The following is a 20,298-nucleotide window of genomic DNA, read 5'->3' on the forward strand; positions in this document are numbered from 1 at the left end:
GGCCGCCATGGCACGTTTGAATTGGGGCATGATCGGCGGCGGTGAGGGGTCTCAGATCGGGCCGGCACATCGTCTTGGGGCGGGACTGGACGGGGAATTTGTGCTGGCGGCTGGTGCATTGGACCACAACCCCGAGGCCGGGCGGGCCTATGCACAAAGCCTCGGTGTAGCGGCAGACAGGGCCTATGGCGACTGGCGGGAGATGCTGGCGGGGGAGGCCGCCCGCGACGACCGGGTCGACCTTGTGACGGTGGCCACGCCCAATGCGACCCATTTCGAGATCACCAAAAGCTTCCTTGAGGGCGGCTTCCACGTCCTGTGCGAAAAGCCCATGACCATGACGGTGGAGGAGGGCGAGGAGATCGTGAAGATCACCCGCGCGACGGGCCGCATTTGTGCGGTGAACTACGGCTATACGGGCTATTCCCTGGTGCGCCACATGCGAGCCATGGTAGCCCGCGGCGATCTGGGGGCGGTGCGCGTCGTCGTGGCCGAGTTCAGCCATGGCCACCACGCCGATGCCGCTCAGGCCGATAACCCCCGCATCCGCTGGCGGTATGATCCCGGGCAGATGGGGGCCTCGGCCCAGTTCGCCGATTGCGGGATCCACGCGCTCCATATGGCCAGCTTCGTGACGGGTCAGGAGGTTGAGACGCTATCGGCCGATTTTGTCTCCACCATTCCCAGTCGCGAACTGGAAGACGATGCCATGGTCAATTTCCGCATGACCGGGGGGGCGGTCGGGCGGCTTTGGACCAGTGCCGTCGCCGTTGGCCGGATGCACGGTCTGACGCTTCAGGTTTTCGGCGAAAAGGGTGGGTTGCGCTGGGCGCAGGAGCACCCAAGCCAACTCTACTGGACCGCGACAAACGGTCGTGTCCAGGTGATCGAACGGGGCGAGGCCGATCTGTCACCCGAGGCCGACCGTGCCACCCGCGTCACCATTGGCCATGCGGAAGGCATGCCGCTGGCCTTTGCCAATATCTATTCCGACTTGGCGGAAGCCATTCGTGCGGCCAAGGACGGTCGCGACATGGATCCAGCCGCTAACCTTTATCCCCGGTCGGAAGACGGCCTGCGCTCCATGGCCGCGGTCCACCAGGCCGTCGCTTCCGCCAAATCCGGTGGTGCCTGGGTGAATGCAGTGCCACCGTTTCTGCGATAGGCGCTCTACCCCCATCATGTGTCCAGAAATATCCCCGCCGGAGGCGTAAAATTTTTCTGTCGCACCATTAGATTTCATGCCTCCGGCGGGGATATTTCTGGACACATGATGCGAAAATCAGATTTCAGGCGGATTTGACCGAATCTGTTTGTAGCGCTAGAACATATGCGGAACATTCCATAGGGTTCTCGTGTAGTGTGTAGCGCCGATGTCGACAGTCGAACGATTAATCAGCTGGGCCAAGAAGCCCCAAATGAGGGCGGGCGCGTCCCAGGCGACATTGTCAGAGATCTTTCCAGAAACGGCTACGGATCCCGCGGCAATTGGGTTTGTCATATCGCGCCTGGGGCAAGGCAGTGGTCCTATCCTGTGGGTGCAGGACAGGCTGTCGCTGAAAGAGGCGGGACGTCCCTATATGGCAGGTCTGGGCACGGATCGGCCGGTGATCCGCGTCGATGCCACCCGGCCTGTCGATGTATTGGTCGCCATGGAGGACGGGTTGCGCTGCAAAGGACTGTCCGCTGTCATTGGCGAGGTCTGGGGCGATCCGCCTGCGCTGAGCTTTACCGCTACCAAGCGTTTGGTCTTGCGGGCCGAGGCAGGTGCTGTGCCGTGCTGGCTGGTTCGCCGCGCAGCCAGCCCCGATCTGAGTGCGGCGCGCGACCGCTGGCGGGTGGGGGCACTGCCTTCGGCCCCGCATTTGGACGATGCCCAGGCGCCCGGCGATCCGCGCTGGCGGGTGGAACTGTTCCGGTCGCGTCAAGCGCGCCCGGGTGTATGGGAGGCCACCTATGACCGGGGGGCGGATCGTCTCCGTCTGTCTGCCCCATTTCGCGATGGAACGGTGGCAGAGGGCGATGGAGCGGTCGGGCAATCCGGCCCCCGATGATGTTGCCGCCGTCCTGGCGACCGATGGCCCCCATGGCCCGGTGATCCACGCCACCAATCGCGCCGCCCGCCTGGCTGGTGTGACCGAGGGCGCGCGGGTGGTGGATGTCAAACCGCTTTGCCCCGATTTGCGGGTCGAATACGCCGATATCGCTGGTGATCGTGCGGCTTTGGACCAGTTGGTTCTATGGATGCGGCGCTGGTGCCCCTGGACCGTGGCCGATGGTGCGAATGGCGTGATTTTGGACGTGACTGGCGCGGCACATCTGTTTGGTGGTGAGGCTGCACTTGTGGTGGATATCGAAGCGCAACTGTCGCTTTTGGGCTTGACCGCGCAACTGGCTATAGCTCCTACTTGGGGTGCGGCCTGGGGTCTGGCGCGGTTTGGCTCTGTGCGCGCAATCTGCGGCAAAGGAGAGGTGGCGCAAGCCATGGCCCCTTTGCCTGTATCGGCCCTGCGTCTGGACGATGACACGCTCCTGCTTCTTCGCCGTTTGGGGCTGAAGACCATAGGTTCCCTCGCGAAGATCCCCCGTCTGTCGCTCACGCGGCGGTTTTCACGTGTGGCCTTGCCGTCAAATCCGCTGATGCGGCTGGATCAGGCCATGGGCAAGCTGGCAGAGCCGGTTTCCAGTGTCGCAGCGCTGCCGCCGTTTCGCGCCATCGCCCGCCTGGCCGAGCCGATCCAGGACCCCACCCCCTACCTGCCGGGTCTGTGCGAGGATCTGTGCGAGCAGTTGTCCGCCAAGGGCATGGGCTGCCGCCGCCTGGGTCTGACGGTCTATCGCAGCGATGGGGAGGTCAGCGTGGTCGAGGTCGCGACCTCCAGCCCCAGCCGCGATGCGGGCCACCTGCACCGGCTTTTTGATGACAAGCTGGAACAGATCAATCCGGGCTTTGGCTTTGACCTGATCACATTGCAGGCCGGTGGTGTGGAGCCCGTGGCCGAGCTCCAGGCGGGGCTTGAGGGCGATGCCAACGAAGATTTGCATCTTAGCCAGTTGGTCGACCGGCTTACGGCGCGTTTCGGTGCGCGCTCCGTCACCCAGCCCGTCCTGCGCGACAGCCATATGCCCGAACGTGCCGAGGATTGGGCGCAGGCATTGCACCGGAACAGAGACATGCAACAGGTGACAATGCGGAAGCAGGCCAAGCCTTTGGCAAAGATAGCCTCTGTGGGTGCCCAAAATGAGCAGGCAGCGGTCCTGCACTTTCCCCAGGCGCAAGATGGCTCTCCGCCACAGGTCTCTGGCTTGACTACCGCATCGATGCCGCCGGCAAGGGCGGATGTTTCGACGGTGCCACCTGGCAGCGCAGTTCCGGTGAAGGAACGCCCCATTCGCCTGTTGGACCGGCCCGAGGAGATCCGGGTGCTTTATGCCGTGCCCGAAGGGCCGCCTGTACAGTTCACCTGGCGGCGCCAGACCCATAAGATGACGCGTTACCAGGGGCCGGAACGGATCGCGCCGGAATGGTGGCAGGATGCGCCCGGCACGCGTTTGCGCGATTACTACAAGATCGAGGATCAGGCCGGGCGTCGCCTGTGGCTTTACCGCGAGGGGCTCCATGAGGATGGGCGCGGGGGGGATCCGCGCTGGTTCGTCCATGGGATGTTCGCATGATGGATCGGCTGGTGACGCGGGTTGAGGGTTTGGGAGCCTCTCAGGTCGAAAAAAGGTTTTTCGACCGAGGCGGGAGTATTTTTACCAATAAGAAAGGGCGAGTGCGCCCGAGTGGATGGTACGCGCGCATGGAGGCGGCCCATGCCCGATAGCGGCCCCTCGCATCCGCGCCGGACACTGACCGGGGAGGAGGGGTTTCGGCCCAACCCCAAGGCTCCGTTTGTGGAGCTTGGGGTCACGTCGTGCTTTTCGTTTCTGCGCGGGGCGTCCGATGCGGTGGATCTGTCGGCCATGGCCTGGGCGCAGGGCTATGACGCGTTGGGCATTGCCGATCTGAACACCATGGCCGGGGTCGTGCGGCTCCATACCGAGGGCAAGAAGGCCTGTTTGAGGCCTGTCATCGGCTGCCGATTACAGTTGGTCTCGGGCGAGGCGTTTCTGGCCTATCCGCGCGACCGGGCGGCCTATGGGCGGCTCTGCCGGTTGCTGTCCAAGGGCAAGATGGCCGATGTGAACGGTGACTGGCAGGCCAAGGGGGCATGCGACATCACCCTTGCTGATCTGGCCACCCATGGGGAGGATGTGCAGCTTATCGCCATGCCGGGTGAAGATCTGGGGACCTTTGCGGCCGTTCTGCCGCGGCTGGTGCGGGCCTTGCCGACCTTGCGCCATATTGCGGCAAGTTATCTGTATCGCGGCGATGACCGGGCGCGGATCAACCGCTTGGACCGGCTGGCGCGGGGGCACGGCCTGTCGATCCTGGCCACGAATGACGTGCATTATCACGCGCCTGAGCGGCGACCCTTGCAGGATATCATGACCTGCATTCTGAACAAGACGACGATCGCCCGCGCCGGATTTCTGTTGAATGCCAATGGTGAGCGGCACCTGAAATCACCGCCCGAGATGCAGCGCTTGTTTGCGGACTGGCCCCATGCGATCAGCGCCACGCGGGAGGTGGCCGATGCTTGCCATTTCGACCTGACCGAACTGTCCTATGAATACCCGAAAGAGACAGTGCCGGAGGGCCGCACGCCTCAGGAATATTTGACGGAGCTGACCTGGGAAGGGGCGGCGGAGCGCTATCCGGACGGTGTGCCGCAAGAGACTGCACAGACCCTGGAGAAAGAGCTTGCGATGATCGCCAAGCTGGACATCGCCCAGTATTTTCTGACGATCCGTGATGTCATCGACTTTGCCCGCAACCAGGTGACGCCGCCGATCCTGTGCCAGGGGCGCGGCTCTGCCGCCAATTCCGCGGTCTGTTACATGCTGGGGATCACGGCGGTGGATCCCGCCAAGCATGATCTGCTGTTCGAGCGCTTCATCTCCGAGGAACGCAAGGAGCCCCCCGATATCGATGTCGATTTCGAACATGAGCGGCGCGAAGAGGTCATCCAGCACATCTATGACAAATACGGGCGGGACCGGGCGGGTCTCTGTGCCACCGTGATCCACTATCGCCCGCGCTCGGCCATTCGCGAAGTGGGCAAGGCGATGGGCCTGAGCGAGGATATCACCGGAGCGCTGGCCAAGACCGTCTGGGGCAGTTGGGGCACCGAGATGGGAGAGGCCGAGGCGCACGAGGCCGGCATCGACCTGAGCGATCCGCTGATCAACCGCACCATGAAGCTGGCCCAACAGATGATCGGCATGCCGCGCCACCTGAGCCAGCATGTGGGCGGTTTCATCCTGACCGAAACGCCCTTGATCGAGACTGTGCCCGTGGGCAATGGCGCCATGCCCGACCGCAGTTTCATCGAATGGGACAAGGACGACATTGATGAGCTGCGCATGCTGAAGGTCGATGTGCTGGCTTTGGGGATGCTGACCTGTATCCGCAAGGCCTTTGACCTGATTGCTGCCCATTATGACATGTGGTTCGACCTGGCCTCTGTCCCGAAGGAGGATCCGGCGGTTTACGACATGCTGTGCAAAGGCGACAGTATCGGCGTGTTTCAGGTCGAAAGTCGGGCGCAGATGAACATGCTGCCGCGCCTGAAGCCGCGAAAGTTCTATGACCTGGTGATCGAGGTCGCGATTGTCCGGCCGGGGCCGATCCAGGGAGATATGGTTCATCCCTTCCTGCGGCGGCGTAATGGTATTGAGGATGTGGAATTTCCCGCGCCTGGGCCGGAGCATGAGCAGGATGAGCTCAAAAAGATCCTGGGCCGCACCATGGGTGTGCCGATTTTCCAGGAACAGGCCATGAAGATTGCCATTGATGCGGCCAAGTTCAGCTCGGCGGAAGCAAATGAGCTACGCAAGGCGATGGCGACCTTTCGGTCGCGTGGGACAATTGGCGCGCTCCAGGAGAAGATGGTCGGACGCATGATCGAGCGCGGTTATGAGGAGGACTTTGCCCGCCGCTGTTTCGACCAGATAAAGGGGTTTGGGGATTACGGTTTCCCGGAAAGCCACGCGGCGAGTTTCGCGTTGCTGGTCTATATCTCAAGCTGGATCAAATGCCATTATCCGGATGTGTTCTGTGCCGCGTTGCTGAATTCGCAGCCCATGGGGTTTTATGCGCCGGCCCAGATCGTGCGGGATGCGCGGGAACACGGGGTGACTGTGCTGCCACCGGACGTGAATTATTCCGATTGGGACAATACGTTAGAGCCCCTGGCCGCTGAGGGTTTTGCGGTGCGGCTGGGCCTGCGGCAGGTCGATGGGGTGGCCCAGGGCGTGGCGGTGCGGATGATGGCGGCGCGCGATGTGCCTTTCGCCGATCTGGAAGATCTCAAGCGCCGGGCGCGTGTGGATGTGGGCAGTTTACGCAAACTGGCTGCCGCAGATGCGTTTCGATCCATGGGGTTGGACCGGCGGCAAGCACTGTGGGATACCCGCGCCTTGAAAGATGCGCCGGATCTGCCCTTGTTTCGAGACAAGGATGAAGGTGCTGAAATGCCGGTGGCCCTGCCCGCCATGCCGCGTTGCGAACATGTGGTCGCGGATTATCAGACCCTGCGCCTGTCTTTGAAGGCGCATCCCATGTCATTCTTGCGGGGCAGCATGTCGCGGCAGGGATATGTGAGTGCGGCGGATTTGTGGAGCACCCGTCATGGGCAAAGACTGCGGCTGGCCGGGATCGTATTGATCCGCCAGCGGCCTGGTAGCGCCAAGGGGGTGTGTTTCATCACGCTTGAGGATGAAACGGGTGTGGCCAATCTGGTGGTTTGGCCCAAGGTTATGGCGCAGTTTCGCAAACCGATCATGACAGCGCGGCTGATGGATGTGCGGGGCCGGATCCAGCGTGATGCCAACATCATCCATGTCGTCGTCGATCATTTGGGGGATCGGACGGATGCGCTGGATGGGTTGTCGAACGATCCGCTGGATGTGCAGATCGCCCGTGCCGACCATGTGGCGCGGCCCTTGCCGACAGGTTTGCATCGTCATCCACGCAACGTGCGTGTCATTCCCAAATCTCGTGATTTCCATTGACCTTTGTCATCCCCCTCCCTTGATCCCTCCCCCAATTGGGGGAGGGAGACGCCTGTTGCAGGGCCTGCGCGAAAGTTGACCGGCATGGGTGAACCGGATCAGCGCTGCGGGCCACCTTATGACAGGAGCAACAACAAAAAGGGTGCGGGATGGATCCCAAGAGACGAGCGTTGGAGGCCTTTCTAGTCGTATCATCCAAAATGGGTGATCGGCAGGCCATGTCCCAATTGGTCGATCTGCGCGGTCCCAGCCTGTTGGCCCATGCCGCGCGCCTATTGGGAAATGCCGATGATGCCGAGGATGCGGTGCAGCACGCCTGGATCGACATCTTTCGCGGGTTGAGGCGCCTGCAAGATGTCCGCGCCTTTCCGGCCTGGGCCCACCGGATTGTCACAAGGCGCTGTGCAAAGCTGATCCGCGGCGAGATACGTGACCGGGCCATTCGGGATCAGCTGATGGCCGAGCCAGAGCCGCCTCCGACCGGGGCTGCCGAGGTTTGCGATGATGCGAGACATATACGCCGTGCCATCGACTGTTTGCCACCGAACCACCGGGCGACCCTGGCCCTGTTTTACCTTGAAGAGATGGGCGTGGCCGATGTCGCCGTGGCGCTCGAAATCCCCGTGGGCACGGTGAAATCGCGCCTGTCCGCGGCCCGTGCGAAGTTGAAAGAGATCTTGAAAGGAGACCACCATGACTGACCCTGAGACCAGCAAACTTGACCGGATGATCGCAGAGGCCCTGAAAGGCCAGGACCGTGAGGTTCTCAAGGACACACAAGAGCTTGGCTATTTTGCCCTCGGCCTCAGTCAGTTCTCTGGACGCTTGGGCTGGGTGACCTGGGTTATCATGACCTTCCAGACCGCCATGTTTCTGGGGGCCATCTGGTGCAGCATCCGGTTCTTTGGGGCGACAGAGGTCTTGCCCGCGCTCAAATGGGGCTTGTCCTGTGGGGTCTTGCTTCTGACCGCCTTGCAATTGAAACTGAGTCTCGCTCCGCAAATGCAGGCGGATCGTGTGATCCGGGAGATCAAGCGGCTTGAGCTGTTAGTCGCGAGCCGAAATTAATCCCATTATGTGTTCGAAAATATCCCCGCCGGAGGTACAAAATCCGGCGGGACAGTTTGATCGCGCGCTGTGCGATATTTTGGATATGGATCTTTCTCTGGAGGCCATGGATAACAGGGCCTGAGAGGTATCAAGATGAGCCAGCCCGATAATCCGTCCGAACCGTTCAAGAAGGCGCTCGCCGAGGCGACCCGCGTCTTGGCCGACGACCCGGATCTGGGTGTCACCTACACGGTCGACCCGCCGGGAATGACCGCCGATCAGATGCGCCTGCCGCAGGTCAGCCGCCGGATGACCCCGTCTGAGGTTTTGCTGGCCCGTGGCACTGCCGATGCCTATGCAATGCGGCGCAAGTATCACGATACCGGTCTGCATGCCCGTTATGAACCGCAAGGCCAGATGGCGCGTGATCTCTACGAAGCGATGGAGACCGCCCGGTGCGAGGCAGTGGGTGCCCGCGCGATGCCGGGCACTGCGGGCAATATCGAAGCCAAGATCGGTAATGAGGCGGAGCGGCGCGGCTATGGCCAGATTACCAACGCATCCGAGGCGCCACTGGCCATCGCGGCGGGCTATCTGATCCGCGAACTGGCGACGGGCCGGGGCCTGCCGGACGGAGCGCAAAACGTGCTCGACCTATGGCGCGAGCATTTGGAAGGCTCCGCCGCCAATACACTCAACGATCTGGAAACCTGTCTGTCCGACCAAACCGCTTTCGCCAAGTTCGCCCGTCAGGTCATCGATGATCTGGGCTATGGTGACCAGCTGGGCGATGATCCCGACAATATGGACGATGAAGACCAGTCGGAGGAGGCCCAGGACGAACCGGAAGACGCCGAGAGTGAAGGCCAGGAGAACGAGGAGAACTCGGACGAGACCGACGCTGCCCCAGAGCAGGAACAGGAAACGACCGATGATCCGACCGAGGCCACGGTCAGCATGGATGACATGGCCGATGCGGAGATGGGCGAGGAGGCCGAACTGCCCGAAGGCGAAGCGCCGCTTGAGCCGCCCCAACCCAACCCGATCAGCGATGCCGACCCGAATTACGAGGTTTACTCGGCGGAGTATGACGAAGAGATCCATGCCGCCGATCTGGCCGAGCCTGCCGAGTTGGAACGCTTGCGCGCCTATCTGGATCAACAACTGGAGCCCTTGAAAGGGGCTGTCAGCCGGTTGGCCAACAAGTTGCAGCGCCGGTTGCAGGCGCAGCAGAACCGCAGTTGGGAATTTGATCTGGAAGAAGGCATCCTTGATGCCGGGCGTCTGGCTCGTGTGGTTGCCAATCCAACGACACCGCTGAGTTTCAAGGTCGAAAAGGACACGGAATTCCGCGATACGGTTGTGACGCTTTTACTGGACAATTCCGGCTCCATGCGCGGTCGCCCGATCAGTATCGCCGCAATCTGTGCCGATGTTTTGGCCCGCACGCTGGAGCGCTGCCAGGTCAAGGTCGAGATTCTGGGATTTACCACTCGGGCCTGGAAAGGTGGCCAGGCGCGCGAGACCTGGCTGGCCCAGGGCCGCAGCCAGCAACCCGGGCGTTTGAACGACCTGCGCCACATCATCTATAAGGCCGCGGATGCGCCTTGGCGCAGGGTTCGGCCCAATCTGGGTTTAATGATGAAAGAAGGTCTGCTGAAGGAAAACATCGACGGCGAGGCTTTGGAATGGGCCCATCGCCGGATGGCGGGCCGGCCCGAGGCGCGCAAACTGCTGATGGTCATTTCCGATGGCGCGCCGGTCGATGACAGCACCTTGTCGGTCAACCCCGCCAATTACCTGGAAAAACACCTGCGCGATGTCATTGCCATGATCGAACGCCGCAAGGCCGTGGAACTGATGGCCATCGGCATTGGCCATGACGTTACCCGCTATTATGATCGCGCCGTGACGATCACCGATGTCGAGCAATTGGCCGGCGCCATGACAGAGCAGCTCGCCGCCCTGTTCGACACCGACCCCCGCGCCCGCGCGCGGTTTTCCGGGATGCGGAAAGCCGGCTAGGCGTGGCGCGGTCATGCGTGACGTGATCTGATGGACCAAGTGTGAACCACTCGTACAGTTTTATCAGGGGGCGCTGCCCCCGCAGCCCCTGGCTGCTCCCCCGGAGGTATTTTTAACAATAAGAAAGCCCATGGGCGGTTGCGCGCCGTGCGGGACGAAAGGCCAATTGTCGAGCGCGCGACTCACTTCCAAAATTTCTGACCTGAGGGGACGTTTTTTGGGAGGAGAACGAGATGCTTGACGCGACCCATGATATGGACGTGACGAATCTGCTGACGGCGTTGGAAGATGCGCTGACGGCGGAGGATGTTCAGGCTGCCGTGGACCTGTTCGTTGACGATTGCTATTGGCGCGATTTGGTGGCGTTTACCTGGAACATCAAAACAATGGAGGGCAAGGAGGCGGTAGAGGCCATGCTGAATGCGCAACTGGCCCAGACCAAGCCTACCATCTGGCGTATCGCGGACGGGGAGCCCGCGACTGAGGAGGGGGGCGTGACCACGGCCTGGATCACGTTCGAGACGGATGTGGCGCGCGGGGCCGGTTTGCTGCGGATGCGTGATGGCAAGATCTGGACGTTGCTGACCAGCATGGTGGAACTGAAGGGGCATGAGGAGCCCCTGGGCTATGACCGACCGCTGGGGGCCAAGCACGGTGCGGGCAAGCATCGCACCACCTGGCTGGAAGAGCGCGAGAAAGAAGAGACGGAACTGGGCTATACGACCCAACCCTATACTGTGATCATCGGTGGCGGGCAGGGAGGCATTGCGTTGGGCGCCCGACTGCGGCAACTGGGAGTGCCCACCATCATCATCGAAAAGAACGACCGCCCCGGGGATAGCTGGCGCAACCGGTACAAGTCGCTTTGCCTGCATGATCCGGTTTGGTATGACCATTTGCCCTATCTGCCCTTTCCGCCGAACTGGCCGGTCTTTTCGCCCAAGGACAAGATCGGCGACTGGCTAGAAATGTATACCAAGATCATGGAGTTAAACTACTGGACCCGGTCCGAATGCACGTCCGCAAGCTATGACGCTGCGGCCGGAGAATGGACCGTCAAGGTCAATCGTGACGGGGGGAAAGTGACGCTGCGGCCCAAACAGCTTGTCTTTGCCACCGGCATGTCGGGCAAGGCCAATCTGCCCGATTATCCGGGGATGGAGGCTTTCAAGGGCGACCAGCACCATTCGTCAAAACATCCTGGGCCGGATGCCTATCGGGGTAAAAAGGCCGTCGTGGTTGGCTCGAACAACTCCGCCCATGATATCTGCGCGGCCCTGTGGGAAGGCGATGTGGATGTGACCATGGTCCAGCGGTCTACCACCCATATCGTGCGATCCGAGACGCTGATGGATATCGGCCTGTCTGCGCTTTATTCCGAAGAGGCCGTTGCCGCCGGAATGACCACCAACAAGGCCGACATGATCTTTGCCTCGCTGCCTTATGCGATCCTGCATGAATTTCAGATCCCGCTCTATGAGCAGATGAAGGAGCGGGACAAGGACTTTTATGCCGGGCTCGAAAAGGCGGGGTTCCAGCTGGACTGGGGCGCCGATGGTTCTGGCCTGTTCATGAAATACCTGCGCCGCGGTTCAGGATATTACATCGATATCGGGGCCAGCCAGTTGGTGATCGATGGTGAGATCAAGCTGGCCCATGGGCAGGTCACCGAAGTGGTGGAGGACGGCCTGGTTTTGGAGGATGGCACCAAGCTGGAGGCGGATGTGATCATCTATGCCACGGGCTATGGCTCCATGAATGGTTGGGTGGCTGATCTTGTGGGGCAAGATGTGGCGGATGCGGTGGGTAAATGCTGGGGCCTGGGGTCCGATACACCCAAGGATCCTGGACCCTGGGAAGGTGAGCAGCGCAATATGTGGAAACCCACCCAGCAAGAGGCGCTGTGGTTCCATGGCGGCAATCTCCACCAATCCCGCCACTATTCCCAATTCCTGTCGTTGCAGATCAAGGCGCGCATGGAGGGGATCCCAACGCCCGTCTACGAATTGCAGGACGTGCATCACCTGTCCTGAGCACGCCATCAGCTCCCGCTCGGTTGTTCTGATCCCGGGCGGGTTTTTGTGACGTTGTATCTATGGTTTGCGTATCGATCAGACCCCATGAAATAAGGACTTTCGCGTTTTTTGTGTCAGATGTGGGCACTTGCGCCCGCGCAGGTATCAGCAGATTGCGCAACACCCGCTTGTGCCCGGCGGGCCGATGCCTAACATCGTGGCCAGATCAATGGGGTGGCATCGAATGTTCCAGAGCTTTGAGACCAAGACAGACCCGTCTGACGGACCGCCCCGGCTGGCCGCGTTGCGGGAGCATATGATGCGGGCTGCGGTCGATGCCTTTCTTGTGCCCCGGGCCGATGCCCACCAGGGCGAATATGTGGCGCCGCGGGATGAGCGGCTGACCTGGCTGACGGGCTTTACCGGCTCAGCCGGTTTTGCGGCTGTGACCAGCGACCATGCGGGTGTTTTCATTGACGGGCGCTACCGGGTTCAGGTGAAGGCTCAGGTTGCCCTCGATAAGTTTACTCCCGTCTCCTGGCCGGAGATCAAGTTGGCCGATTGGTTGATGGAGCATCTGCCGAGAGGGGCGATTGTCGGCTTTGACAGCTGGCTTCATACGCCGGACGAGATGGAGACGCTGCATAAGGCGACCGCGGATCATGGGCTGGTTTTCACTCCGATCAGCAACATGATTGACGCGATCTGGCAGGATCAGCCGGCGCCGCCCGTCGGGCCATTGCTGATCCAGCCCATCGAGTTTGCAGGTGAAACCCATGATGACAAACGGGCGCGACTGGCAAAGGCACTGACGGGGCCTGCTGTCATCACGTTGCCTGACAGCATCGCCTGGTTGTTGAACGTGCGGGGCAGTGACATCGTGCGTAATCCCGTGCCCCATGCCTTTGCCATTTTGCATATCGATGGATCGGTCGACTTGTTCATCGACGCGGCCAAGGTGAGTGAGGAAGTCGAAGCCCATCTGGGTGCGGCTGTCAGGCTGCACGGCCCTGATCGGTTTGGCCCGCTTTTGGATGGGTTGACCGGCCCGGTTCAGCTGGATCGAAAATCTGTCCCGGTTTGGGTGGCAGAGCGGCTCGAGACGAAGGAGATCAAGGTCCAGTGGAAACAGGATCCCTGCATTCTTCCCAAGGCTCGAAAGAACCAGCAAGAAATCAATGGGATGGAAGCCGCGCATCTGCGCGATGGCGTTGCCATGGCCGAGTTTCTATGTTGGCTCGACACCGAGGCGCCAAGCGGCAAGCTGACCGAGATCGACGTGGTCAGAAAGCTGGAAACCTTGCGCCGGGTCGACAATGGCCTGCGCGATATCAGTTTCGAGACCATCGCAGGTGCAGGCCCCAACGGCGCAATCGTCCATTACCGTGTCACCAATGACACCAACCGGCCCGTGACGCCGGGGGAATTGCTGCTGGTCGATAGCGGTGGTCAATATCTGGATGGCACAACCGATATTACTCGGACGGTTGCCACTGGCCCTGTCGGAGATCTGGAAAAAACGTGCTTTACCAAGGTGCTGCAGGGTTTGATCGCCATCTCGCGGGTGCGTTGGCCCGAAGGGTTGGCCGGACGCGATCTGGATGCCCTTGCGCGATTTCCCCTTTGGACGGCCGGGTTGGATTATGACCACGGCACTGGCCATGGGGTTGGCGCCTATCTGTCGGTCCATGAGGGACCGCAGCGCCTGGCCCGAAGCTCCAATGTGCCGCTTGAGGTTGGCATGTGCCTGTCAAATGAGCCGGGGTATTATCGGGAGGGGGCATTCGGTATCCGGATAGAGAATCTGATCCATGTCACCAGGGCACCGGAGATTGCCGGGGCCGATAATCGCAAGATGCTCGTCTTTGCGACATTGACCTATGTGCCTATAGATAGGCGCTTGATCGACAAAACCCTGATGTCACGGGCTGAAATCGACTGGTTGAACGGCTACCACGCGGAAACCAACAGCCGCCTTGGCCCTCGGGTCAGCCCGGTCACGCAGGACTGGTTGGCGCGCGTCACCGCACCAATTTAGGGTATTCAGCACAGGTTATGTGCACAGTTGCGGTCTATCTGACATGGCTTTGTCATTTAGGCCGGGATAGGGTCTCTCAAATCGGGAGGATACGATGGCAGATCATATCAAGATCACGCGGGCTGAGGGTACCTGGGTTGTCCGGGCGGCAGGTGCGGTTCTGGGGGAAAGCAGCGCTGCATTGGACCTGACCGAGGGCGATTATCCATCCGTCATCTATTTTCCGCGCGATGATCTGGGTATGGCGTTTCTTGAACAAACCACCCACATGACCCACTGCCCTCATAAGGGTGATGCCACCTATTTCACGATCCAGACCAAAAGCGGCCCGTGGGAAAATGCCGCCTGGTCCTATGAAACGCCCAAAGACGCCGTGGCCCGGATCAAAGATCACATCGCATTCTACACTGACAAGGTCACGGTTGAGCGGCTCTAGGCCATTCGCTGGATCATGCACAATCGGACTCTGATATCGACCGGATAACTGTTTTTTTACAGCCTCTAAATGGAGCTATATTATTGCGAATGTTGGAAATTTCCGGTCGCGTGTTCATCTTCCTGCTGGCTCGTTTTAGCGATGACGCCGAGCACTGATTGGGCCGGGTGGAGGATGTCGCCAAAGTTAAGCGACCAGTGAGATAGAATAGACCGCTGGTCGGTCACGAATGCTCTTCGGCAGCGGTGGCGGCGAGCGCGCGGGTATAGGCGCGCAACGCATCGACCTGGAACAATGCGCCCATCAACTCTCCCGGGCCGCCCTTTGCGGATGGCGCCACCACGGGGATGAAGACATGGCCACCATCCTCGAACATCGGCATGGCGACCTCTAATGTTGCATCGGGGCGCACATAAATGCCTGCATCGATCAGCTCTTGGCAGGCTTGTTCCGACGCCGCACGGGGGCTGTCCTTGCCGCGCATCACGACCGCAGCGGAGTAGAGCGACAGAAGATAGGCCTGCGGTCCGGCGGCGACATGGACATCGCGGCGCTCCAACTGGGTAAGGAAAAAGGATCGATCGACCAGGCGGGAGGCGAGGGCGGTCGACATTGATACGGCGACCATGACAGCCAGCCCGGTTTGCCAGTCGCCGGTCAACTCAAAGACGATCAGCGTGGTCGAGATCGGCGCACCCAAAACCGCCGCAGCCACGGCGCCCATACCAGCCAGGGAGTACAGCGTCTCGCTGCCCGAGACGTTGGGGAAGATGCTGGTCGCCACCAACCCAAAAGCCAGACCTGTCAGCGCTCCAACCATCAGCGCGGGAGAGAAGACGCCGCCGCCCATCCGCCCGCCCACCGTGATGGCCACCGCGACGACCTTGAGCAGCACAAAGATCACCGCTTGTTCAAATCCCAGACTTGCGGTCAGGGCGGCCGAGGTCGTCTCATATCCGACGCCGATTATGTGGGGAAACCAGATCGCAATGATGCCAAGAAGCCCACCGGCGATGGCCGGACGGAGCCAGCGGGGCAGGCGTAACCGGGCCTGCATCTCGGTCGCCAGATCCTCCGCCACAAAGATAGACCGCATGAAGACCACGGCGATCAGCCCGCATCCCAGCCCGAGTAGCAAAAAGGCGGGCAATTCGACGTAGAACGCCACGCCACCAATGGTGGGCAGGCTGAACTCTGTCACATTGCCGAATTGCAGACGGCTGACCACCGTGCCCGCGACGGAGGCGATGACAATCGGTGCAAAGGCATGGACGGCGAAATGGCGCAGGATCACCTCAAGCGCGAAAAGCGCGCCCGCGATTGGCGCGTTGAACGACGCACTTACAGCTGCGGCCACAGCGCATCCCAAAAGGTCCCGGCCTGTGATGCCGTCTGCGCGGATCTTGTTGGAAACCCAAGTCGACAAAAGTGCTGCCAGGTGGACCACCGGCCCCTCGCGCCCGGTTGATCCACCGGATCCCAACGTGATCAGGGAGGCAGCCCCCGATGCCAGCCCGGCCCGTCTTTCGACCCGCCCGTCGCGCAAGGCGGCCCCTTCGATGACGTCGGCGACGGATCGGACGCGACCGTCGGGTGTGAACCGGTGCAGGATCAGGCCAACGGCCAGCCCGCCGCAAATGGGGACCAGCAGAATCCACCACCAGGGCAGTTGCTGGATCTGGCTGTGCAGCCCCAACGCGTCTTCGGTGCCATAGGTCATGATCTGCAAGGCAGCGATGGCATGGCGAAAGGTGACCGTGATCAGGCCCGCCCCGATCCCGATAGCCAATGCGATGAACCAGAACTGGATCTGACTGGGGCCGCGATGCAGAATAAGCGACCATCCGCGCGAGACCGACCTGCACATCGAGGTCCACTGACCGCCAAGCCCGGTTGGGCGGGTTTCTGCCTCTTTCTGCGGATCGGAAACGGACTGTTTCAACGCATTACCACTCCAACTGGGCACACCCTTCGGTTGAGGCTTTTCCCAAGCGCCCGCCTGGCCTAGGGTTTTGCCGGTGGTCCGCCGGAGGGGGGCTGGCTCTGATGACAATAAACCAAGCAATCCGGGACCTAAGCGAAGCCTTAGGCGATCGCGTCTCGCGGTCCAAGTCTGATTTGTCGCTGCACGGGCAAAGTGAAAGCTACTTTGCGCCGATGCCGCCCGATGTGGTGGTCTATCCCGAAACCACGGCCGAGGTGGCAAAGATCGTACAAACCTGTGCGGCGCAAGGGTGCCCGGTCGTGGCGTGGGGCACGGGAACGTCGCTTGAAGGACATGCGTTGGCCTTGCAGGGCGGGGTCTGCGTGGACTTTTCGCGGATGGATCAGGTTCTGCGGGTGAACGACGCGGATATGGACGTGGTGGTCCAGCCCGGTATCACGCGCAAGGCACTGGACCACGCATTGCGCCATACCGGTTTGTTTTTCCCCGTCGATCCGGGGGCTAATGCGTCCCTCGGCGGGATGGCCAGTACACGGGCCAGTGGCACCACCAGTGTGCGCTACGGCACCATGCGGGAGAATGTTCTGGCGCTGCAGGTTGTTCTTGCCGATGGCAGGATCATCCGCACGGGCAGCCGGGCGCGCAAATCTGCCGCCGGTTATGACCTGACCCATTTGTTCGTGGGCTCGGAAGGGACGTTGGGCCTGATCACTGAGATGACATTGCGATTGCAAGGACAGCCCGAGGCAATCTCTGCGGCGGTCTGTGCTTTCGATGACGTGGATATGGCCGTGGACACGGTCATCGCAACGATCCAGTCCGGCATCCAGATGGCGCGGATCGAATTGGTGGACGCGGCCTCTGTCGCGGCCTGCAACGGCTATGGGGATACGGACTATCCGCAAAAGCCACATCTTATGGTTGAGTTTCACGGATCCGAGGCTGGGGTGAGTGAGCAGGCGGAGCGTTTTGGTGAACTGGTGAGTGATATGGGCGGATGGGATTTCCACTGGTCGGCGCAGACCGAAGACCGCACGGCGCTTTGGACGTTGCGGCATAATGCCTATTACGCGATCCTCGCCTCTCGTCCTGGCGCACGGGCTGTGGTGACCGATTTATGTGTGCCGATCTCAAGGTTGGCAGAGGCCATCGCTGAGACCCGTGCCGATATCGATGCCTCCTATGTGCCGGGACCGATTTTGGGACATGTCGGAGATGGAAACTTTCACGCCGTGCTGCTGATCGATCCGAATAATCCGATGGAGGCAGCGGAGGCCAAACGACTGTCCCACCGGATGGTGCAGCGGGCCCTGGCCCTGGGCGGAACGGTCACGGGTGAGCATGGGGTGGGGTTTGGCAAGCTTGATTACATGGCCGCCGAGCACGGAGAGGCCTGGGATGTGATGGGCGATTTAAAGGCTACACTGGACCCGCAAAACATCCTCAATCCCGGTAAGATGGTGCGCCATTCGAACTGACGTCGTGCGACCCATGCCCATGAATTGAGACCACATTAACCAAATTGAGCGGGCTTTGCCCGCACTACATCACGAACGGGTCGAAACGGCCTGTCAGCCCTTTCTCTTCCACGTAATGTTATGCGGGAGGGTGGCGCCGTGCGGATCATTCTCCGTTGGGAGGCAGAACCAGGTCAGCGCAAAACTGCAGCTTTTCGGCGAAGTCGGCATTGGCGGTGCTGGCCTTTTCGATGGTTACGCCCAGACGGATCTGCAGGATGAGTGCTGCGATTTCCTGCTGGCCGGTCTGCTGCCATTCCGCGACTTCCACAGTGCTGACACCAGACGGGGCGAGATCTGGCAACATCGCTTCGGTCAGGTCGGCGAATTGTCGGTGCACATCTTCTGTCTCGGACAGGTCCGGATGACGTGTCGAGGTGTAATGGTCCACCAGCGCTTCGAACCGGCCCGCGCAGGTGGCGAAGAGATGGGCACGTTCAACGGGCAGGCCGGGGATGGATTTGGCACAGGCGACACTCGCCGAAATCATGAACAAGATACTGATGCTAGTTTTTGCTAAGAGCATGACAGACCTCATAATCTGCTTTCAACGTACCCGGTTCACGCCAGGGCGGGACCGCTCCTTTGGTCTCTATTGGACGATATCTGATGTAATCTGTGAGGGCGGCGCTGACCATTTCGGCAGCCCGGAGGCGGGCGGTGACGCGGGTGTCACGGTCTGCGCTACCGGGCAGATTGGCGGCTACGCCCGATTGATATGATGCCGCCGCTCTCAGTGCCTTTGCTCGGCCGGCCCGGTCTGTTGCGGCATGGCGTTCCAGATAGGCGGCCACATAGAGCGAGAGCCCCCCGCAACGGGCAAATTTGCGCTTGGGCGCGCTCAACCCGCGCTCTTCGGTAATGGATGGCAAAGCCAAGGCAACAATCGGCGCGGCACCCAGCCAAGCCATCATTGCCAATCGCCAGGTGACCGGGGCCACCGGATCAGGCCATGGCGGCAGAAACGGCGCTTTCGGGCAGTTCTTCGTCAAAGCAACGTTGGTAGAACTCGGCCACGGTCTGACGCTCCAACTCATCACATTTGTTGAGGAAGGTCAGACGGAAGGCATATCCCACATCGCGGAAAATCTGGGCATTCTGCGCCCAGGCGATCACCGTGCGCGGGCTCATGACGGTGCTGAGATCACCATTCATAAACGCCGTCCGGCTCAGATCGGCGACGGTAACCATTTGGGCAATGGTCTTGCGCCCCTCGGCCGTATTGTAGGTGGGCGTCTTGGATAGGACGATGGCCGTTTCCGCATCATGGCTGAGATAGTTCAACGTGGCCACCAAGCTCCACCGGTCCATCTGACCCTGATTGATCTGTTGGGTGCCATGGTAAAGGCCCGTCGTGTCACCAAGGCCAACCGTGTTAGAGGTGGCAAAAAGGCGAAAGCTCGGATGCGGGGTGATCACCTCGTTCTGGTCAAGCAAGGTCAGCTTGCCGTCAACTTCCAGCACACGCTGGATCACGAACATCACATCGGCACGCCCGGCATCATATTCATCAAATACGATCGCGGTCGGGTTTCGGAGGGCCCAAGGCAAGATGCCTTCCTGAAATTCGGTGACCTGTACGCCATCTTTCAGCTTGATTGCATCCTTGCCGATCAGATCAATCCGGCTGATATGGCTGTCGAGGTTCACCCGGACGCAAGGCCAGTTCAGCCGACTGGCCACCTGCTCGATATGGGTGGATTTGCCGGTGCCATGGTAACCTTGGATCATGACTCGGCGGTTGTGGCTGAAGCCGGCCAGGATGGCGAGGGACGTATCGGGGTCGAATTTGTAGGTCGGGTCGAGGGCTGGCACACGGTCCGAGGGCTCGGCAAACCCCTTGACGACCATATCCGTATCGATCCCGAAAACTTCGCGGACCGAGATATCCTCGGTCGGTTTCGCTGCGCTGTCCGTCATGCCGCCCACTATGCTATGCCCTGTTAAATCGACGTCCGTCGTGCCCGATATCGCGAGGGCGTGCAAGGGGAAGGTCGAATGGTGCGACGGCATGCCAATTGCACGCATAGGGCGTGCAGAAATGGCGAACCAGCGGCATTCCGCCAAATCTATCCAGACAGTAGTATTGGTGATTGCGGATCAAAACGTCTCACATGACCCGAAAACTGGTGCGATAGTTCGTCGTTTATTGA

General features: G+C 60.8%; 15 protein-coding genes. 11 read left to right on the top strand and 4 right to left on the bottom strand.

Translation table 11 applies throughout. The features are described 5' to 3' along the window. The first annotated feature begins 7 nt into the window (after window positions 1-7). The 10 genes from IU397_RS17125 to IU397_RS17175 all read left to right on the top strand — a co-directional run bounded on the left by IU397_RS17125 (window position 8) and on the right by IU397_RS17175 (window position 14,683). Entirely contained in the window at window positions 8-1,165 is a 1,158-nt protein-coding gene (locus tag IU397_RS17125; protein WP_204416097.1) for a Gfo/Idh/MocA family protein, read from the top strand. A gap of 253 nt (window positions 1,166-1,418) precedes the next feature. After that, complete coding sequence (locus IU397_RS17130) at window positions 1,419-2,054, top strand: ImuA family protein (protein ID WP_204416099.1); 636 nt, start codon at window positions 1,419-1,421, stop codon at window positions 2,052-2,054. Then, entirely contained in the window at window positions 1,957-3,675 is a 1,719-nt protein-coding gene (locus IU397_RS17135; protein WP_370541718.1) for a DNA polymerase Y family protein, read from the top strand. The genes IU397_RS17130 and IU397_RS17135 overlap by 98 nt, the downstream gene beginning before the upstream one ends. Before the next feature lie 141 nt (window positions 3,676-3,816). Further along, window positions 3,817-7,119 carry an error-prone DNA polymerase gene (locus IU397_RS17145; RefSeq protein WP_204416101.1) on the top strand — a complete coding sequence of 1,101 codons (3,303 nt, stop codon included), beginning with the start codon at window positions 3,817-3,819 and terminating at the stop codon, window positions 7,117-7,119. 149 nt (window positions 7,120-7,268) lie between these two features. Then, window positions 7,269-7,820 (top strand): RNA polymerase sigma factor, encoded by a 552-nt coding sequence (locus IU397_RS17150; protein ID WP_204416103.1) that lies wholly within the window; start codon window positions 7,269-7,271, stop codon window positions 7,818-7,820. Further along, entirely contained in the window at window positions 7,813-8,187 is a 375-nt protein-coding gene (locus tag IU397_RS17155; RefSeq protein WP_204416105.1) for a DUF6768 family protein, read from the top strand. The genes IU397_RS17150 and IU397_RS17155 overlap by 8 nt, the downstream gene beginning before the upstream one ends. A 135-nt stretch (window positions 8,188-8,322) precedes the next feature. Continuing rightward, window positions 8,323-10,194 (top strand): cobaltochelatase subunit CobT, encoded by a 1,872-nt coding sequence (gene cobT / locus IU397_RS17160; RefSeq protein WP_204416112.1) that lies wholly within the window; start codon window positions 8,323-8,325, stop codon window positions 10,192-10,194. A 233-nt stretch (window positions 10,195-10,427) separates the two neighbouring features. Beyond that, window positions 10,428-12,227 (top strand): NAD(P)/FAD-dependent oxidoreductase, encoded by a 1,800-nt coding sequence (locus IU397_RS17165; RefSeq protein WP_204416114.1) that lies wholly within the window; start codon window positions 10,428-10,430, stop codon window positions 12,225-12,227. 226 nt (window positions 12,228-12,453) lie between these two features. Beyond that, window positions 12,454-14,247, top strand: a complete 1,794-nt coding sequence (locus tag IU397_RS17170; RefSeq protein WP_204416116.1) for an aminopeptidase P family protein — start codon at window positions 12,454-12,456, stop codon at window positions 14,245-14,247. Window positions 14,248-14,341: 94 nt separating this feature from the next. Continuing rightward, window positions 14,342-14,683, top strand: a complete 342-nt coding sequence (locus tag IU397_RS17175; RefSeq protein WP_204416118.1) for a DUF427 domain-containing protein — start codon at window positions 14,342-14,344, stop codon at window positions 14,681-14,683. A gap of 223 nt (window positions 14,684-14,906) precedes the next feature. Here IU397_RS17175 and IU397_RS17180 read toward each other — a convergent pair whose 3' ends face one another. Continuing rightward, window positions 14,907-16,550 carry a chloride channel protein gene (locus IU397_RS17180; RefSeq protein ID WP_204416229.1) on the bottom strand — a complete coding sequence of 548 codons (1,644 nt, stop codon included), beginning with the start codon at window positions 16,548-16,550 and terminating at the stop codon, window positions 14,907-14,909. Between the two features lie 179 nt (window positions 16,551-16,729). Between IU397_RS17180 and IU397_RS17185 the strand changes: the two genes are divergently transcribed. Next, window positions 16,730-18,106 (top strand): FAD-binding oxidoreductase, encoded by a 1,377-nt coding sequence (locus IU397_RS17185; protein ID WP_204416120.1) that lies wholly within the window; start codon window positions 16,730-16,732, stop codon window positions 18,104-18,106. A 145-nt stretch (window positions 18,107-18,251) separates the two neighbouring features. On the opposite strand, the gene IU397_RS17190 is transcribed toward IU397_RS17185, so the two are convergent. From IU397_RS17190 to cobS, 3 genes are read right to left on the bottom strand one after another with little or no spacing between them, the layout of a single operon-like run. Continuing rightward, the gene (locus tag IU397_RS17190) at window positions 18,252-18,671 is read right to left on the bottom strand and encodes a hypothetical protein (RefSeq protein WP_204416122.1); all 420 of its coding nucleotides are present in this window, start codon (window positions 18,669-18,671) and stop codon (window positions 18,252-18,254) included. After that, window positions 18,652-19,059: a hypothetical protein gene (locus IU397_RS17195; RefSeq protein ID WP_204416124.1), complete on the bottom strand. Its 408-nt coding sequence runs from the start codon at window positions 19,057-19,059 to the stop codon at window positions 18,652-18,654. The genes IU397_RS17190 and IU397_RS17195 overlap by 20 nt, the downstream gene beginning before the upstream one ends. 31 nt (window positions 19,060-19,090) lie before the next feature. Continuing rightward, window positions 19,091-20,065 (bottom strand): cobaltochelatase subunit CobS, encoded by a 975-nt coding sequence (gene cobS / locus IU397_RS17200; protein WP_204416132.1) that lies wholly within the window; start codon window positions 20,063-20,065, stop codon window positions 19,091-19,093. Between the last annotated feature and the right edge of the window lie 233 nt (window positions 20,066-20,298).

Source organism: Actibacterium sp. 188UL27-1 (assembly GCF_016901225.1).
In the GTDB taxonomy this organism is placed as follows: domain Bacteria; phylum Pseudomonadota; class Alphaproteobacteria; order Rhodobacterales; family Rhodobacteraceae; genus 188UL27-1.

Excerpts from the sequence above, each read along its gene's own strand:
- IU397_RS17125 (WP_204416097.1), top strand. The coding sequence starts at position 8 with ATGGCACGTTTGAATTGGGGCATGATCGGCGGCGGTGAGGGGTCTCAG.
- IU397_RS17130 (WP_204416099.1), top strand. The coding sequence starts at position 1,419 with ATGAGGGCGGGCGCGTCCCAGGCGACATTGTCAGAGATCTTTCCAGAA.
- IU397_RS17135 (WP_370541718.1), top strand. The coding sequence starts at position 1,957 with ATGACCGGGGGGCGGATCGTCTCCGTCTGTCTGCCCCATTTCGCGATG.
- IU397_RS17145 (WP_204416101.1), top strand. The coding sequence starts at position 3,817 with ATGCCCGATAGCGGCCCCTCGCATCCGCGCCGGACACTGACCGGGGAG.
- IU397_RS17150 (WP_204416103.1), top strand. The coding sequence starts at position 7,269 with ATGGATCCCAAGAGACGAGCGTTGGAGGCCTTTCTAGTCGTATCATCC.
- IU397_RS17155 (WP_204416105.1), top strand. The coding sequence starts at position 7,813 with ATGACTGACCCTGAGACCAGCAAACTTGACCGGATGATCGCAGAGGCC.
- cobT (WP_204416112.1), top strand. The coding sequence starts at position 8,323 with ATGAGCCAGCCCGATAATCCGTCCGAACCGTTCAAGAAGGCGCTCGCC.
- IU397_RS17165 (WP_204416114.1), top strand. The coding sequence starts at position 10,428 with ATGCTTGACGCGACCCATGATATGGACGTGACGAATCTGCTGACGGCG.
- IU397_RS17170 (WP_204416116.1), top strand. The coding sequence starts at position 12,454 with ATGTTCCAGAGCTTTGAGACCAAGACAGACCCGTCTGACGGACCGCCC.
- IU397_RS17175 (WP_204416118.1), top strand. The coding sequence starts at position 14,342 with ATGGCAGATCATATCAAGATCACGCGGGCTGAGGGTACCTGGGTTGTC.
- IU397_RS17180 (WP_204416229.1), bottom strand. The coding sequence starts at position 16,550 with ATGTGCAGGTCGGTCTCGCGCGGATGGTCGCTTATTCTGCATCGCGGC.
- IU397_RS17185 (WP_204416120.1), top strand. The coding sequence starts at position 16,730 with ATGACAATAAACCAAGCAATCCGGGACCTAAGCGAAGCCTTAGGCGAT.
- IU397_RS17190 (WP_204416122.1), bottom strand. The coding sequence starts at position 18,671 with ATGCTCTTAGCAAAAACTAGCATCAGTATCTTGTTCATGATTTCGGCG.
- IU397_RS17195 (WP_204416124.1), bottom strand. The coding sequence starts at position 19,059 with ATGATGGCTTGGCTGGGTGCCGCGCCGATTGTTGCCTTGGCTTTGCCA.
- cobS (WP_204416132.1), bottom strand. The coding sequence starts at position 20,065 with ATGACGGACAGCGCAGCGAAACCGACCGAGGATATCTCGGTCCGCGAA.